17 protein-coding genes and 1 pseudogene are annotated in these 17,771 nt (G+C 35.3%); 3 read left to right on the top strand and 15 right to left on the bottom strand.

Annotation, left to right across the window (positions count from 1 at the left end; genetic code table 11):
- Window positions 1-29 precede the first annotated feature (29 nt).
- The 12 genes and pseudogenes from QFZ31_RS05395 to QFZ31_RS05450 form a co-directional block, all read right to left on the bottom strand.
- A complete protein-coding gene (locus QFZ31_RS05395; RefSeq protein ID WP_307301521.1) occupies window positions 30-485 on the bottom strand; it encodes a CBO0543 family protein in 456 nt (151 codons plus the stop codon).
- A 178-nt stretch (window positions 486-663) separates the two neighbouring features.
- Window positions 664-1,098 carry a hypothetical protein gene (locus QFZ31_RS05400; protein ID WP_307301522.1) on the bottom strand — a complete coding sequence of 145 codons (435 nt, stop codon included), beginning with the start codon at window positions 1,096-1,098 and terminating at the stop codon, window positions 664-666.
- A gap of 145 nt (window positions 1,099-1,243) precedes the next feature.
- Window positions 1,244-1,846: pseudogene (locus QFZ31_RS33785) on the bottom strand (imm11 family protein).
- Window positions 1,847-1,997: 151 nt separating this feature from the next.
- Window positions 1,998-2,444: a hypothetical protein gene (locus tag QFZ31_RS05410; protein ID WP_307301525.1), complete on the bottom strand. Its 447-nt coding sequence runs from the start codon at window positions 2,442-2,444 to the stop codon at window positions 1,998-2,000.
- Between the two features lie 315 nt (window positions 2,445-2,759).
- Entirely contained in the window at window positions 2,760-3,332 is a 573-nt protein-coding gene (locus QFZ31_RS05415) for a GNAT family N-acetyltransferase (protein WP_307301526.1), read from the bottom strand.
- Between the two features lie 319 nt (window positions 3,333-3,651).
- The gene (locus QFZ31_RS05420) at window positions 3,652-4,080 is read right to left on the bottom strand and encodes a hypothetical protein (protein WP_307301528.1); all 429 of its coding nucleotides are present in this window, start codon (window positions 4,078-4,080) and stop codon (window positions 3,652-3,654) included.
- 152 nt (window positions 4,081-4,232) lie between these two features.
- Window positions 4,233-4,598: a hypothetical protein gene (locus QFZ31_RS05425; protein WP_307301530.1), complete on the bottom strand. Its 366-nt coding sequence runs from the start codon at window positions 4,596-4,598 to the stop codon at window positions 4,233-4,235.
- A 684-nt stretch (window positions 4,599-5,282) separates the two neighbouring features.
- A complete protein-coding gene (locus QFZ31_RS05430; protein WP_307301532.1) occupies window positions 5,283-5,771 on the bottom strand; it encodes a DinB family protein in 489 nt (162 codons plus the stop codon).
- A gap of 388 nt (window positions 5,772-6,159) precedes the next feature.
- On the bottom strand, window positions 6,160-7,593 hold the full coding sequence (locus QFZ31_RS05435) for a DHA2 family efflux MFS transporter permease subunit (RefSeq protein WP_307301534.1): 1,434 nt from the start codon (window positions 7,591-7,593) through the stop codon (window positions 6,160-6,162).
- A gap of 98 nt (window positions 7,594-7,691) precedes the next feature.
- Window positions 7,692-9,035, bottom strand: a complete 1,344-nt coding sequence (locus QFZ31_RS05440) for an NtaA/DmoA family FMN-dependent monooxygenase (protein WP_307301536.1) — start codon at window positions 9,033-9,035, stop codon at window positions 7,692-7,694.
- 277 nt (window positions 9,036-9,312) lie between these two features.
- Window positions 9,313-9,738: a MarR family winged helix-turn-helix transcriptional regulator gene (locus QFZ31_RS05445; protein WP_306074211.1), complete on the bottom strand. Its 426-nt coding sequence runs from the start codon at window positions 9,736-9,738 to the stop codon at window positions 9,313-9,315.
- A 520-nt stretch (window positions 9,739-10,258) separates the two neighbouring features.
- Window positions 10,259-10,618, bottom strand: a complete 360-nt coding sequence (locus QFZ31_RS05450; protein WP_307301538.1) for a winged helix-turn-helix transcriptional regulator — start codon at window positions 10,616-10,618, stop codon at window positions 10,259-10,261.
- 191 nt (window positions 10,619-10,809) lie between these two features.
- Between QFZ31_RS05450 and QFZ31_RS05455 the strand changes: the two genes are divergently transcribed.
- Window positions 10,810-11,556, top strand: coding sequence for an NADPH-dependent F420 reductase (locus QFZ31_RS05455; RefSeq protein WP_307301540.1), 747 nt, complete (start codon window positions 10,810-10,812; stop codon window positions 11,554-11,556).
- Between the two features lie 207 nt (window positions 11,557-11,763).
- Here the strand turns inward: QFZ31_RS05455 and ltrA (QFZ31_RS05460) are convergent, their stop codons facing one another.
- Window positions 11,764-13,536, bottom strand: a complete 1,773-nt coding sequence (gene ltrA, locus QFZ31_RS05460; protein WP_307311392.1) for a group II intron reverse transcriptase/maturase — start codon at window positions 13,534-13,536, stop codon at window positions 11,764-11,766.
- Between the two features lie 874 nt (window positions 13,537-14,410).
- On the bottom strand, window positions 14,411-14,917 hold the full coding sequence (locus QFZ31_RS05465; protein WP_307301541.1) for a CBO0543 family protein: 507 nt from the start codon (window positions 14,915-14,917) through the stop codon (window positions 14,411-14,413).
- A 220-nt stretch (window positions 14,918-15,137) separates the two neighbouring features.
- Here QFZ31_RS05465 and QFZ31_RS05470 point away from each other — a divergent pair, with 220 nt between their 5' ends.
- Window positions 15,138-15,266, top strand: a complete 129-nt coding sequence (locus QFZ31_RS05470) for a hypothetical protein (protein ID WP_257029515.1) — start codon at window positions 15,138-15,140, stop codon at window positions 15,264-15,266.
- 160 nt (window positions 15,267-15,426) lie between these two features.
- On the top strand, window positions 15,427-15,981 hold the full coding sequence (locus QFZ31_RS05475) for a CBO0543 family protein (protein ID WP_307301543.1): 555 nt from the start codon (window positions 15,427-15,429) through the stop codon (window positions 15,979-15,981).
- Window positions 15,982-16,276: 295 nt separating this feature from the next.
- Here the strand turns inward: QFZ31_RS05475 and ltrA (QFZ31_RS05480) are convergent, their stop codons facing one another.
- A complete protein-coding gene (gene ltrA / locus QFZ31_RS05480; protein ID WP_307301545.1) occupies window positions 16,277-17,551 on the bottom strand; it encodes a group II intron reverse transcriptase/maturase in 1,275 nt (424 codons plus the stop codon).
- Between the last annotated feature and the right edge of the window lie 220 nt (window positions 17,552-17,771).

Raw genomic sequence — 17,771 nt, forward strand, 5'->3', positions numbered from 1 at the left:
TTTGCTAAATAGTCAATATTATTAATTTTCTAATTAGGGTGACTTAGTTTCCGAACCAGCTTTAAATTAAACAAAAGTGTTGAAAATATTAATGGATAAGCGATTGCTGAATACCACAGTTTCCACCCATTGTAATAATAAAATTTAGTATGTAAACAAAACCATTCAAAAGCGATTGAAAAAACGGTCCAGCCTAAAATGTAAATTATTTTTTTTCGTTTATTACTTTCTAAAGGATATAGATTAAGAAATAGTACACTGATAGATGGAAAATACAGAAATATAGCTAAAAGTCCCAACCATTGAAATCCTTCTCCATAATATCCGTAAAAATCATAATGTAAGTCTAATATCATATCGACTGTAACACCATAGGTGAAGGCAAAAAAGGAAGTAGCGTAAATTTCTATTTTATTTAATTTTTTAGGTATCAAAAATGTAGCTACGTTAAAAATACCAAAACATAGAAATACAAGTTTCCACACAAATTATATTCTCCTTGGAATTTAATTTCCTATAAGTCATTATATATCACCTCCATTTTAAAACCTAACCACCTTATAAAAGAAATCTACTTCCAATATCATGTCCCTCTAGTACAACAAGAAAAAGCTGCTTAGTTCGGCAGCAGTATTATTAAGTAATGCTTAGAAATTCTTAAATTTAATGATACCGAAACCAAACAAACCATCCTTTTTCCTTACTTTTTGCTAAAAACATTTGACCTTGGGCTAAGTTCGCACCAGGTGCTTTTGGGAAATCTAAGCGTACAAGCCATGACTTTTCAGCAATTTCCAAACCACAAAAGTTCTTTGCCATTCCAAAATAGGCTTCTTCTTCTTTATTGCCAGCTGTTTTAGGAAAAGGTTTAGCAGTTACTACATTCCATTTAGTGTATATGTCGGGAAAATCATCTATTCCAGTTCCATAAGTTTTTGGTATTAAAGTATTTAATGCTTCAATAACCTCTTTTCTATCCTTGATGGATATTTGCTCTAATTCACCTAACACAGGACATTCTTTAGGTTGTGCGTTGTCTTCAGATGACCCCAAAGTAAAAAAGAAAATGATAAAGAGAAGTGGACCCAATGTTTTCAAAATAAATTCACCTCTTTTCTAACTTCCCCTAAATAGAAAAGAGTGATCAATTCTTCTTGAAGTAACCTGATCATTAGTCAAATTAGAATAAAAAACTTGCCGCAGCGATCCTTCTTGAGCTCTAGCACCCGTTAGTTGAACAAGGTTAGATTGTTTTTACTTCCAAAAAATCGCATCCAGTAATTCCGTGTTTTAATACAATTTCTTTATATTTTTCTGAAAAAAACATTGGTATTTCATAACCTTTAATTTTGAATATATGATAATCATTTACTTTATTTTTGTTTATTGCGTATTTTCGTATCGAATAAACCTTTTCATCATCAATTTCGAAAACGCTATAATCAGAATGTTGAAGGTTCAATACATCCAATACACTAAGGATATTCGCAACAGAATAACCCTCTCTTTTAGAGTTATCTTTTGAATTAACTACTCTTACTGGAAGATACTGAATTTCGCTTTTATCAATTTTTTGTTACAAGCATTTTAGTTGATGTGAAACGAGGAACCAACCCATATTATTTGCTAAGTAATCGGTCTGATTGTTACCTTCATCTGGATTAAAATAAAAGGTTAAATCCCCATTCCAATTTTTTATAAACTTACCATTTGTAAGGTGATATTGTTCAAACCCTTTACTGTCTTTAAAAAAGCATACTGTATCGTTCTGATTACTATCATCAAGAAGTAATTTATAATATTTCATATTACTACCAACCAACACTTTTTCTCTATATTTTATCATGTTCTTCTTCCACTAACTTGCCCATTTAGTACAATAAGAAAAAGCCGCCTGAAATGGCAGCTGATCTGGAAGAAACGCACCCGTTACTTAAATAAGATGCTACATAGCATACCTATACTTTGCATTGTACGTTCTTGGAAAGGAACCCTATTTATTCAAAACAAAATGTAGTGATTTCTTCGGGCAATATTTCATCTTGAGGCTGGGCTCCAAAACCATCAATAATAAAATCTCTGACTGTATCTTCAGAAGGAGCTGGTCTATCTACGAATGTAACCCTAAATCCTCTTAGGATATTATCACCAGCTATCATACCTACACCTCGAACTGTAACCAAACAGATCTCACCTATAGTTTCACAGCTAACCTGTGTAATAATGGTGGAAGCAAATATGAAACTTCGATCTGGGGTGGTATTGTCTGTATCCATGAAATTGAACGTTACGGAACCAGCTTCAAGTCTATCAGCACAGGCATCAGCAGTATAAGTACCCGTTCCTTCTACAGTAGTATTATCTTCAAAAAAAAGGAATTCAACTGTACCCTCTGCTGTTAAAGGAGTTGGGATTAGTACACCACATGTACAAATCAATCCCATTTTTTACACCTCTTTCTTTAAAGAATTACTATTAGTATATTTATGATGGACAAGTTTGCTTGGACGAATATCAACTTTACTTGATAAGTCTTGTTAATTAAATTTAAAAAATGTAGCTAGATAAAGTAACCGAAATAGGTAGGTTAATGTTTGTTAATTAAAAAAACACCAAAAAATGTGAGGTTGATTCTTATCATTAATGATTGAAGAACCAGTGAAAGCTTATTTCACTAACCTGCCCCTTTAGTTCAAGAAAAAAAGGCTGCTGCAGCAACCTAACCTTAAATAACTCAATCCCCCTTTAGTTGAATATTGCTAAATGTTCAACATTTTTTTTAAATGTGGAATAGCTAGTTCATAGTCATTGTTGTATTGTGAAAAACTTTCTTCTTTCATTATTTCGAACCCTACCTTTAAATAAATACCTATTGCCTTATAACTCCAAGTCTGTGTATGCAAATATATGTCATTATCCCCATCAAGAAGAGATAATCTATTTAGGCACTCACAAACTAAAGCCTTACCAAGACCTTGATTTTGGTATTCTTTTTTGACTGCGAACCAGTGGATTGAAGGGTCCCGTTTTCCTTCTGTCATATTCCACCAACCTGTTATAGTACCAACTTCATTTCCCTTTTCATTCTGGATGAAAAGCACTCTCTGTTTTAATTCACTCAAAAAAGGTAAATATTCAATTCGAAAATAATTAAGGGCATCATCTGTATTTAAAAATTCACTAACAGATGCTTCAATTTCTGCCCACTGTTGTTCTTTTCCTTCTGTAAACCAAGCGAAAGAGTAACCTTCTGGCAATAAAAAATTAGGAATTGGGGTTCCAGCAGGTCTCTTCATTATGACATTAAAATATGGGATGGATTTATCTAACAATATTTTCTCACCTCTAAAACGCTATATATTTGTTTATATTCGTTTATATACTTTCATATCCTTCTCTTATTGAACTATCCTGCCACGATAGTACAAGAAGGAATCAGTAGACGCAATGAGTTTTGCAAAATAAAAAGACTATCAAATTATAGACAGCCAAAATTGATAACACATTATTTATTTTCAAATTTTCTATACCTTCTAATAGCTAAAAGCAAAGCTGTGGTAACGAAAATCAAACCTAGAATACTCCCGAAGATAGGTGAGTATTTAAATATTGATTTAAATATAATTCCTCCTGCATAGCTTATTAAATTACTCAATGATTTTTAGGTTTTATTTTAAATTCAATATCACCTGATAATGTTTTGTTACCTTCGACCCATTTTAAACTAAAGGATAAATCTTTATTCTGTTTTGAAAAAACACTTTTCTCATAATCGAAACTTCCAAATGATTTTTGAACTTGTAAAGGTACTAAATCATTATAGGTTACTTTTGTTTTATCATAATAGTTAACTGTTAGTTTTACAGGATTATCTCCCAAATACTTAATTGCTGTGTCAAAAACCCATTTTTTATGATCTAATCTTGGTACAACACTAATATCCCAATTCTCTAATGTCGATGTTTGTTCAACCACTAACTCTTTTGGTTGTTCAATTTCATTACTGACATTTTTCGATATACATGCAGAAGTAAGAAGGCAAAATGTTAGAATTAATGTTAAAAAGTATAGTTTTTTCATAAACCCTCCTAAGCTGTTATTACTCTTTACTCAAGAAGAACTATTAACACTTTTCCTTTTCTTAATGAACTAAACTTCAATAATAAAATAGGAGATGGTTGCTCAGCTCCTTAGTTCAATAAGCTATTAATATTAAATATAGATTTACATTGTTAATTCATAAATTGCTCTTGAAGTATACTTGTTGTTTTTGAATCAAGTTTGTAAATGTTACCCTTGTACGAATAGAGCCTTTGCTTGTAATTTACTTGAAACTCCTCTTTCTTACCATCATCATTAATAAATGTTAGTGTTAAATCAGGTGTTTCGATTTGTTCGTTTTGCGATTTTTTTGTTTCGAATCCTTTTTTAACTAACTTGATTAAATTACTATCTTTATCTACCGAATAAATAATAGTGCTAACGGATGTGACGCCTACGATTCCGACTGTTTGAATAATTTTACTCTCTGTTTTTGTTTTCAGTGAACAACCAAATAAAAGAAGTGTGCAAACCAAAACCATTAAAATATTTTTCATGCTTTGTCTCCTAAAATTTAAATATTTTGATACATTAACTTCAACACCAAATAAGTATGACTTTTCTTTAAAATTTGACAGTCTTTAAATGATTCTATTACATGTTTATTTGTCTAAATATAAAGTAACTTGTTACTCACTTTTTGAGAAAAAATTTATGCTTTATCCTCCAAATCAATGCAAAAATTGCAATTCCAACAATAAACATAATAACTTCCTAGCCAAGTGATATTCATATTTAATTCACCTCTTTTAAGTAAATGGTTCTAATAGTTACCAATTTTTTTAGGTCATTAAACGAATCTTTAATATTATCAGTGTAATATTTTTTTAACTTTCCGTAAATTGGGGGAATTTTCAATATGGATAATATATTTTCGGTGTAAAATTATACAATTTTGCTCAATAAAAAATGCAGAGACACTGAAATAAAGTAATATTTACTCATAACATATATGTAAAAATAAACATTTTTAGAGAAAATAAACTTTAACTTGGGGGAAAATGTATTTCCCCCTTGAATTCCGTAATTAAAATTATTTAAAAAGAACTTCATTTTTGAAGTTCCTTTTTTGTTTCTAATCGAACTAACGCACCCGTTACTTTAAGTACGATACTTCACAAACTTACTCAACGAAAAAGGCAATGTTAATTAAACATCGCCCAAAATATTTCTAGAATAAATTAATCTTCTGTTCCTAAAACATCTGTATTTGGGGGCTCATAACCCATCTGACGGAGCATGGCTACTATTTGTCCCTTGTGATGAAACTCGTGAGTAATGGTGTGCATTAGCAATTTACGAGGAGTAATAGATAATAGTTCAGGTGCTTCTCTCCAAGGGATTTCTCTCTCAATTAGCAGGTTTAACTTATGTCCATGTAGTTCTAATAATTCATTTACTATTGAATCTACTTGTTCAAATCGTGCTATTATTTCCTCTAAACTGAGATTATGTAATTCTTCCCTTGGAGTAAGTGGTTTTTTTGTCTTCAATAAAACAAATGAGCCAAGCCATGCAACATAGCAATCTGCTATATGAACCAATGTGTCTCTTACACTTTGCCAACCGAAACCATTAGTATGAGTAAAGTGATTAGAATCTATTTTCCCACAAAAATCTAACAGAGTTCCTCTAGTCTGTCGAACCCATCCATATTCGTGTTGAAGCATCAAAACACCCACCTTTAACAGATATAATTACTTATTCTATACAGGTATAGAAAACCCCTTTCTTACTGACTATTCATTTATAAATAAAAAAAGACCATTTCATGTGGTCCGAATTCTTATTAAACTAAATATCCTTGCACAAATTAAGAATAAAGGTTCGTCGAAGCATTTCCCTATTTAACATAAGCACCCTTTAGTTTAAGTACATTATTTCACAAACTTGCTTTATCTATTTTTTTACAGGAATGTAGTTTTATAGCCAAACAAATTGGGGCATTGATCTAAGAAGGATCAATGCCCCGGTTTTTTTAAAGGTAATTCGTCAGAAAGAGCATATCCGGATGATAGAAACTTATAGCACTACAGTCGCCACCTGTTTAACAATACATCAATGTGGTGAATTCATCACCTTGTGGTTGACTACAACGCGGCGGATGAAGAGTGCCATGACCAAGCCAATTAATGCTATAGTCATCGTGAACCAGAACACGCTTTGTGATCCTGTCGTCATCGCGTTGGCTATTTCGGTCAGATTAGTCGGATCGGAGGAGCGGTGCAAGTATTTCTCCATACCACCAGTAAGGATACTGATTGCGACCGCTGTTCCAATCGCCCCTACGACCTGCTGTAGTGTGTTCATGACTGCCGTGCCGTGCGGGTATAACTCCGGCGGCAATTGATTTAGACCGTTCGTTTGAGCAGGCATCCATATCATGCCTACCCCAACCATGAGCCCGATATGCAAAGCCACGATAAAGCCCACTGAAGAAGCAGGAGATAGGGTAGTAAAGAACCATAACATGACTGAAACGATCACGAGACCGGGAATAACAAGCCATTTCGGTCCATATCTATCGAACAAGCGCCCCATACGCGGGGAGAGGATACCGTTGAGTGCGCTGCCCGGCAAAAGCATGAGTCCGGTAGTGAACACAGACAGTCCTGTGCCCGTCTGCAGAAACATCGGCAGGATAATCATGCTCGACATAATGATCAACATACACGACAGTACCATAAGCAGCCCAACGACGTACATAGGATATTTGAAAACGCTCAGATTCATCATCGGATCGCGCATGACGTTCTGCCGGAGTATGAACAGCACCAGCGCGATGAGTCCAACGACGATTGAAGTAACCACGACTGCACTGCTCCAGCCTTCAGATCCTTCGCCTGCCTTACTGAAGCCGAAGACAACTCCTCCAAAGCCGATCGTTGACAATGCGACAGATAGTAGATCTACCCTAGGCTTTGTGACATCAGTGACATTTTCTAAATACTTCAGCCCTATCAACAACCCAATAATCAAAAGTGGCAGCGAGAACCAGAAAATATAATGCCAGGTTAAATACTCTATTAATAGACCGCCTATGGTAGGTCCGGTTGCAGGCGCAAACATGATAACAAGTCCAACGAAGCCCATCGCCGCCCCCCGCTTTTCCGGCGGATAAATGACAAGAATGGTATTGAACATGAGAGGAAGCAACAATCCCATGCCTATTGCCTGTAAAACTCTAGCGAACATCAACATATCAAAATTGAAAGCGAGTGCCGCAATCAATGTACCTACGATTAAGCTAATTAGTGAACCTGTGAACATCTGCCTCGTCGTAAGCCTCTGCAGCAGCAACCCGCTCATTGGCATTAAAATGCCAAGAGTCAGCAAGAAACCGGTTGTTAACCACTGTGTGGTTGCAGCTGAAATTTGAAATACTTCCATTAAGTTAGTCATTGCTATGTTTAGAGCGGTCTCGCTAAACATGCCAACAAAACCGCAGATAAGCAACGATGCCAATATGGCACGCGTATTGTATTTTTTCATCTCTATATCTCCCTGTAATCGATTTAATTAATAATAGTTTATTTTTTTGCAAATCCTTGTTTGTTTAAATACTCAAGCATGAAGGGCTGTCTTCTCTATTAATTATTTTCATATTTCAGCCTTCCATATTGATAAGGAACTCCCATATTCTCGCGCAGTGTTTTTCCTTCATATTCCCTGTGGAACAAACCTCGATCCTGCAGAATTGGAACAACCAGTTCCACAAAATCAGCAACTCCATCATAGGCTATATCCGGAACAACCGAGAAACCGTCACATGCACCTGCCAAAAACCATTCTTCCAAGAAGTCTGCAACTTGTACGGGTGTACCTGCAACTACTGGATGATAGTTTATGACCCCATGCGCAAGAACATCTCGAATGGATATCCCTTTTTTCAGCAGCTCTAAAGCTCTGTGGGAACGTGGATCCATTGAGTTGGCATATGCCTTTTTCAACAAGTCAGCTGATAAAGGTTGATTAATATCTACCGAATTCACCGATAGTGGTAAACCAACCATGGAACCAAGGTATCTTACTCTGCTTGGAATCTCCTCAGGATTAAAACTCATAAGCTGTCTTCGTCGTTCTAAACCTTCTTCTTCCGTTGAACCTATGGAAAACATAAAACCTGCATACATCTTGATGTCATCTGGATTTCGGCCAAAACGAGCTGCACTTTGTCGAAGCGCTTGCCTATGTTCACGTGCAGACTCAATGTCATAAGGGTTAGCATAGACACCAGAAGCGTACCTCCCCGCCAATTCCAAGCCTTCTTCCCCTCCGCCTGCTTGGAAAATAACTGGCTGACCTTGCTCAGATGGGGGGATTGGCAATGGACCACGAGATGCATAATACTGCCCTTTAAGATTGATAGGGCTAATTTTGTCCATGTTGGCAAATTTTCCACCTTCTACATCTAACGTCCAGGCGTCTGATTCCCAACTCCCCCACAAAGCTTGAACAATTTGTATGGATTCATGAGCCATGTCATATCGTTCTTTGCGACTGGCAATCTGTGCACCAAAATTTGCTGCAGCTAATGGCTCGGATGTGGTGACTGCATTCCATCCTACACGTCCATGACTTATAACATCTAGTGCTTTGAACTGACGTGCTATGTTATATGGATAATTGAATGTCGTGGATAAGGTAGCAACAAGCCCAATATGTTTCGTTTCTCTGGCTACAGCCATTAGTGCTAACATAGGATCCATAGGGAACATGGGAGTCTGAGGGCCTAAGTCATTGTATAATCCAGGAGTATCGGCGATGAAGATCATTTGGAATTTTCCTTTTTCAGCCAATTTAGCTCGTTCCACATAACTATCCATATTTGTGTAGGCTGCCGGGTCAGTGCCTGGCATTCTCCAAGCGCTAAATTCAGCTCCGTATCCAGAGACCATTTGTAGTGCTAGTTGCATTTCTTTTCTTTTTTTCATGTATCTTCTCTCCTTTATTTTAAATAGGCTCCAAATAAGCAAAAGAGCCTAAAGTGAATTATTTTCAATCAAATTTCAGTAGATCGGTGAAAACGGAAATAATACTTAGCTTATTAAGTAATTTATTGGTGATTACCCAATATCATTGTTTCGGCTAAACGCATCATCTTCAGTGAAATCCCATAACCTTTTCCTGGTATATAGCCGATATAGACTAATTAATATTTAGGTTGCTAAATAATTACTTAGCATGCTAAGTATCAATATAGAGAAAAACTTAGAACAAGTTCCTCTCCATTCGCTTCATAAGTTCCCTTAGGATTAAGCGTTCTTCCGGTAAAATTGAATGGAGTAATTTTTCTTGTTGCTGTTTCCATTTAAAATCAACCGGTTTCTCTAATTCTTTGCCTTTGTCCGTTAGATAAATTCGCATAATCCTTGCATCTAGTTCATCACGTTTACGGTATATAAATCCGTTTTGCTCCAATGATTTTACCATATTTGTTACCGTAGGCGGCTCGCATTTTAAGTGTTCACAAAGTTGCATTTGTGTTACCCCATCACCTAACCACAAACGAGCGAGTAGTTTATCTTGCCCAACATGAAGATTAAGTTCTCTTAGACTTTCGCTATAATCTCGACGCATTTTGGATGAAACTTTATCTAATGACTCACGAATATCGCAATCAACCTTATCGTTCATAGATATGCCTCCCATATACTTAGCAAGCTAACTATATCACAGTTAAAATTTAGTTGTCCATTTATCTTAGGGGAACTACTATCAGCTGAATTTATCTAGAACGGAGGTACAAGAAGATATGGAACAACCAATTTTATGGAAACCCTCATCCACATCAACATTACACTGAAATGTCCAGATTCTGTATATTACACCGTTTGCCTATCAACTTGTTGCATTGAGTAATTTGATTACAGACACTAGAATAAAGCCTATTCTCACTTTTTAAAAGAGGGCAATAAATATTGCCGTAGTACATTTTTTTGTACTTATAGCTTAGTTAGTGAAAAAAAAGCTGCCACAATGACAGCTTCCATTCTTTAACTCTTACCCCCGTTACCTTAATCCATTTCTTCACAATCTTTTATCGTAAAAGAAAAAACTGTGGTTAAAACAATCTCTCTTCCCACAACTATTACTATATCTACTATTTAGTTTTGAATTTTTGATATAAGGTAAACAATGAATGTGAGCGCTTTGATTAATCTACCTGCTCCCCATACTTCTTCCCGAACTCTTCCATCAAATCAATTATAGGAATGAATTCTTTTCCTTTTGAGGTTAATGAATAATCTACTCGAGGAGGAACCTCTGGATAAACTTTGCGATTTATTAAGCCGTCTCTTTCTAATTCTCGAAGTTGCTTTGTAAGAGAACCTTGTGAAATATCCCATAAAAAGGCTTTAATTTCACTATAACGACGCTCCTTGGTCTTTAAATACCAAAGAATGATATATTTCCACCGTCCAGAAAGTATGTTTTGGGTATAGGCAATGCCATAAAATTCTTTTTGGTCCTTTATACACTCTTTGTCAAATCCATCCTTACATATCCTAGACACCTTTTCACCTGCTTCCTACTGTTAAGTACAAAAAAATGTACTACGTCAATTTTTATTGCCTACTTCAAAAAGATGAGAAATCAATTTATTCTAGTACATGTATCAGAAATACTCAATACGTTTTTATTTATGATTGTGTAACTTTAAGCAGAATAATTCTTTTAAATACAAATAATTTAGGAGGAACAATGATGAGATTTGGAATTATAGGTGCAGGATCAATTGGGTCAAATATTTCAAAAAAATTAGTTAAGAATGGTCATGATGTCAAAATTTCAGATGCAAGAGGAATTGAACGTTTAGAAGGAAAAGATTTCGCTGGAACACCCGTTCTTGTTGAGGATGTAATGAGAAATATTGAAGTTCTCATAATATCTCTCCCTATGCACGCACTTCCTAGTATTCGAAACATTATTGATCAAGTTGGCGAGGAAGTAATCATCGTAGATACTTCAAATTATTATCCTTATAGAGACGGCGAAATTGAAGAGATCGAGAACGGGATGGTAGAAAGTGATTGGGTTACTTATCAATTAGGAAGACCTATCATTAAAGCTTTCAACAACTTATTAGCGTATACTTTAGAAAATGAAGGAACATCCGAAGGTACTAGTGGACGAATTGCGATCGCGATTGCTGGTGATGATCTATCACAAAAACAAGTAATTATGGAAGTAGTAAACGAGCTAGGCTTCGATGCAGTAGATACTGGTTCAATAAGTGATTCTTGGAGACAACAGCCAGGAACTCCCGCTTACTGCACAGAGCTAACAAAAGATGAACTAACAAAAGCATTGAAAAAGGCTAACAAAGAAAAAGCTCCACTACTACGAGATAAAGTAATGGAAAGGTTTGCACAGATTTTTGCAGAAAATAAAAATATAGAATTTTCACATAATGATATTGTGAATTTAAACAGAGAAATATACAATTCATAAAATCAAAAGGTGCAATCAGTTAGATCGCACCTTTTTATGTTTTATATATCCATATTCCTTATTCATACAGATAGGTAAGGGTTTGACGTTATCGCTCCCTTTTCCCCCTGTTCACACCGTACGTGAGACTTTCACCTCATACGGCGTTCCAACTAATCCAATTTATTCGTTCTATGTATTAAGCAGACGAGTGCTGTTTTTCCAAAATTAAATTATTTCATTTAGACATTTTAATCGTAACTTATTTACTTTTTCTTTCTGTTTACTTGTAAGCTTTAAAGATTGTAAAAGAGTTTCAATTTTACCTTTATCTTTAAGATGAATTAATTGATGAATTGCTTTATGAACAATAATCAGGTTTGAATAACTATCATCTTTCGACAGGTAATAAGGACTTATATGATGACAATGCCATTCATTAATTCCTAACTCTTCTACTAATATGGCACATTTTCCATATTGGGCAATAAACTGACTGATTCTGTTGTCATTGTATTCAATAGTTCGATTTGGAATGTAGTTTCTCATGATGTAAGAAAGCATGCTTTTGTCGATAGCCTTTAAGCTATTATGAATCTTTGCTCTACCTTCGGCAGTAAAGTTACATATCACTTGCGAGAACCCAAGTGTCTTTTTCCATCGTTGTGCATGGATGGGGACAAAAACCATTTTTTGTATCATAAACAGTTTTGTCTTATATCCCTTGTATCTTTTCTGTAAGGTTTTAGTCATCTCATGGAAACTTGCCTCGGTTCTAATGTTCCTTAATTGATTATATAACGTTTTGCGTAGATGAGCGTTTAACTCATTCAGATTGATAGTGATGTTTGTAGCGACTGAGTAATAGTTTTGGATTCCCATGACGACAGTATTGAAATTCCAGACTGCCTGAATGCAAGGCTTTTTCTTGATTACTTTTATAGCTTCCTTAATCTTTTGGAAGGCGTTTAGTTTAGCCTTCTTCGACATATCGGACCTTGCCACATAGCCAAATCTTGTTTTTCCTTTTCTAACAGCTTTTATTGAAAAGCCAAGAAACTCGGAAGAGTTTTTCTTTAGGTTGATGATTTTTGATTTCTCCTCGCTTGTTTCCAGGTGTATTCTATTTTTCAAGAAATCTCTCACTGCGTAATTCATTCTTATCGCCTGTGACCTTGTTCTGCACATAATTTTAAAATCGTCCGCATAGCGGACGATAAAGCACTCTTTCAAAGCTGTCTTCTTCAAATGCTGATACTTACTGCCATTGGTGGAGTAGGTATATCTGCTTTCAAACGTTTCCCACTGGTCGCTAATCCACCAGTCCAATTCGTTTAAGACAATGTTGGATAATAAAGGTGATAGAATACCCCCTTGCGGAGTACCTTTTGTTGGAATACCTTCTCCTTCAATCTCTGCTTTTAATAGTCTAGATATAATAGAAAGAAGTAATTTATCCCTTATGCCCAATGACCACATTTGTTTTAAAAGCTTACTATGATTCACGTTATCAAAGAAGCCTTTGATATCTACATCGACACAATGGTAGAGTCCAGATTGATTAATAAGAAATTCCAGCCTAGCTTTGGCATGATGAGTGCTGCGGTTCGGTCTAAATCCATAACTATGTTTATGGAATTTTGCTTCACAAATAGGCTCTAATATTTGAAGTATGCATTGTTGAAAGATTCTATCCCAAATCGTTGGAATACCTAAAGGTCTTGTTTTACCGTATCCTTTAGGAATGAGAACACGCCTAACTGATTGTGGTCTGTACCATTTGAACATGGTTTGAACCCTTGCTATTACATCTTCCACTGTTAGATGCTGAATATCTTTGATTGTTAATTTATCTGTTCCAGCAGTTTTGCTACCTGTGTTTCTTTTTATGTTTCGGTAGGCAAGTTGTATATTATCTTTAGAACTCATTAAATCTGTTAAGTCATAGAAGCGATGACCACTGACACTTTGAAAATATAGTTTGTCAAAACAATCTTGCATACTATAATATTCACTGTGTCTCAGTTTCTTCCGTTTCAATAAGTTGGTGACTCCTTTCGGAGTTAAACCTCTTTTAGTCTCACAAGAACCTTATTAATCGATAAAGAACTGCCTTACTTGGTTGAATAAATCTATATTAGTCTAGTGGCTATCCCTCCATGTGGGTTAAACATTTCATTGGTACTATGCCACCACTTTCACTGATATTAAGGCAAGTTATACAATAACTATTATCATTATTGTTTTCCTTGCCAACGTTTCATAAGAAGTAAGTCCTCCACGTTACCAGTTTACAACGTTGAATTATATCTATTATAGAATGAACTTAGGTGCTTCCTTTAAGCCTGTTAGCATTCATACGCCCGCAACGTATCATGGATTTTCATATTAGTTATTTTTACTCACCCACATCTAACCTCACAATTTGGTGATATACACATTTCTATGTATCGCAGTTTTAGACCCGTACATTCAGAAGTTTGTCAGCTTAACCATTACTTTTAGGTTTATTCGCATTCTCACCATATTCAAACAACTCAAGCGCCATGAATTACACCACTCCATCGAGTAGGCTTTCGTCAGCCGAACTGGTACGGTAATTTCTCACGCCTTTTCGCCGAGCTTATAACACTATCATTCTTACTAAATCCAGTGCTATTCGACTAAGAGAGAACCCTTCAGGGCGTTACCCCATCTTTTGATCCTTCGATATAATCCTTCAGTTCCGACAGGAACTGTCTGACCTTTACCTGAGTATTGTGACCAATCCCAATTTAAGTCAGAAACATTTCGCACAACTAAACTGCTTCGTTACTTCAATAAGAAAAAAGGCATCACCGCTGCTTCAGTAATCCCTCAGATAGTTTAACAAGCGTCATTTAATAAACTTAAAAGGAATATCGAAGTAATTTATTAAGAAGATGATAATAAATAAAGAGATGATATAAGCTCGGAATGGTTTAAACTGATGTATTACAATTACCGAAAACAGGACAATATCAAATAAAAAAGAATACCAAAATTTCCATCCATTTTGATAAGAGATTCTTCCGAACTTTAATAAAATCCACTCAACAAAAATATAAATTCCAGACCAAAGTAATATGTATAACAATCGTTTAAACCATCCTTCTGGAAAATGGGAAAGATATAGAAGGATACTAATAGGCATAGTGATTACAGCATATACCATTACCACCATTTCATGTCCGTATAATAAATCAGGGTGGAACTTCCATAAGGTATTTTCTTTTACAATATATTCGTACAGTAATCCACCCGTCGCAATAAAAGACATACTGGCATGGTATTCTTTCCAGTTTTTCCAGTTACCCCACTTAAAGGAAGCTATAATGGTTAGGACCGTAATAGCGAGGTGCATTAAAACACACCCCTTTCGAGTGTTTTTATAATAGCTTCCCCTTTTATCTGTAAAAATAATGTAATATTATCAAACTATTTGGTAATTAACTATATTTCTTATTGCACTAAACTTGGCTTCACAATATTCTCGAAAGTCGGCGCTGATCATTTTTTCTGTTTGAATTAAAAGAGAACAGTTTGGTAAAAATAACCTCAAGAAAACTATTGGAGGCTAAACCATGCGTTCAGAAAATCAATTTGTCGTAATTATTTGTTTAGGACTTTTAAGTATGATTATCAATATTATTTTTAGCGGTATTATCATCTCGCAGAATAATAATATTAAGCAGCAGCAAAATAAAAACTGAAGCGCCGAATGCGTGCTTTTTTGTGAAGCACTTTCTTCAATTTCCTTCGAAATATGACTAGTTTAACATAACTTCAAATGGTAATGATGGAGTTGTTTAATACTAATAAACATAAATACCTGAAATCAAAACTTAATTCCTAAGAAATTAAGGTGCCGCAATGAATAAATCTTTTCCTTCGTTTGATGAAGTACAGAAAGCAAGAGAGAAATTTAGTGACCTTGCATATCAACATTGGGTTCATGATGATTTATTTACCTGGAAATGGTATTTATTATTATTTTTATCAATATTTCCGTGGATAATTTGGTGGTTTTTAGTCAATAAGAAACGACTACCTGAAATAGTCCTTTATGGCGCATTAATAATGGTTCCTACTTATGTTTTGGATAATATAGGAACAGATCTAATGTGGTGGGAATATCCAGATAAATTGTTTCAAATGATTCCACCATTGTTACCAGCGGACCTAACATTAGTACCATGCTCAATGATGTTAATATATCAGTGGTCAAAGTCATGGAAATCATTTTTAATATTTAATTTTCTACTTTCCTTATTTTCCACTTTTATTGGAGAAACCTTATTTATTTGGCTCAATTTTTATGAACTTATAACCTGGAAGTTAATCTATTCACTAATTTTTTACAATCTCGGTGGAATAGCTATAAGATGGTTAGTTCTTAAAATTTTTTCAATAAGTAAAAGTAAATGAATCTATTGGTTTTTATTTCCTTTACCATGTAAACCTAAATAACTATATAATGTAATTGGTCGAGGGATTTATGCTCTCGGCTTTTTGCCTTTTTAGGGACAAACGGAAATTTTCATATTCTATGTTAAGGATAAAAAAAGACTGTTCCTATTGAACAATCTAACCTGTACTTCCTTATTTTTTTAACACCTTAATTTACTTGACCGTTAGTGCAATCGAGTAGAGGGAAAATAAGTTGATTATTTTCGCCCCTCTCACACCACCGTACATACGGTTCCGTATACGGCGGTTCAATTTATATTACAGTGTGTACTTTTAGATAATGTTCTGAAGCAGAGGGAAGTCCCCTCTGCTTTAGTCTTTTGTTTGAGATTGCTCTTTGGACAACTTTTGATAGTCCAATGTACCGGTAACCTTTTCGACAGAAGGTTAATCCTTTCGCTTCTTCCTCCGGAATCCCTAATTGAATAAGCGATTTAATTTGTTTTCTAGGTACCTTCCATTGCTTCCAAATGATGACTCTAATTCTGGAGCGAAGCTTCTGATCTATCTCACTCATTGCTTTTTTCATATTTGAGATTCTAAAGTAATTAACCCACCCAAGTATGACTTGTTTCAGTTTTAAAATTCGGAAGTCTAGCGGAACACTCCAGTTTCGCTTTGTTAATTTTCGAAGCTTCCTTTGAAACTTCTGTATTGACATAAGATGGGGTTTTACTTGATACCTCTTGTTTTTAGTATCGTAATAAAACCCGAATCCTAAGAATTTTAAATCTTTTGGGCGAGAGATTTTGCTCTTCTCCACATTGACTATTAATCCTAGTTTTCCTTCTATAAATCTCACGATTGATTTCATCACTCTGTTTGCTGCTGCCTCACTCTTCACAAAGATGAGAGCGTCATCAGCGTATCTCACGAACCTTAGCCCTCTTTTCTCTAGTTCCTTATCGAGTTCATTTAACATAATATTACTCAATAATGGGCTAAGGTTCCCTCCTTGCGGAGTCCCGACTGGTGTTTCTTCATATTTCCCTTTCACCATGACTCCACTTACTAAGTATTTTCTGATTAGCGAGATGACATCACCATCATCTATTGTGTTAGCGATAATTCGCATGAGTTTATCGTGATGGACTGTATCGAAGAATCTTTCGAGGTCAATGTCTACCACCCAATCGTGTCCATCATTCAGAAATTCCAAGCTTTTTATAATAGCCATCTCACAGCTTCTTTTTGGTCTAAAGCCGTAACTGAATTCACTGAATTGCTTTTCAAATATCGGACTGAGAGCTTGATGAATAGCTTGTTGAACTACTCTATCCACTACTGTTGGTATTCCCAACTTGCGCATCTTGCCATTTTCTTTTGGGATTTCCACTCTTAAGGCAGCCTGTGGTTGGTATTTTCTTGTTCTGATGCGCTGACGTAACTCATCCTTGTTCTCTCTCAGATATTGCTTTAGTTCTTCGACTGTTACTCCATCGACGCCACTTGCACCTTTATTTTTATAGACACGCAGGTAAGCTTCATTCATATTTTGATTACTTAGAATCTGTTCTAAAAGGTTCACACTCGTTTCTCCTTTCCTCTCACGTAGTAAGTGATAGCTCCATTTTGGTTATCCTTTGAGATACGCTCATACTTTCTCCATTAACACATTCGGAGTACGTCACTTACGCATTCGTGGTGTTGAAACACTATAAATTGTTCAGCCCTTCATGAATAATTTCACTACTATGGCTTCTGCTGACTTCTTGCGACTAACCTTTTTCGACTGTACTTCCGTACAT

The organism is Neobacillus niacini, assembly GCF_030817595.1.
In the GTDB taxonomy this organism is placed as follows: domain Bacteria; phylum Bacillota; class Bacilli; order Bacillales; family Cytobacillaceae; genus Neobacillus; species Neobacillus niacini_G.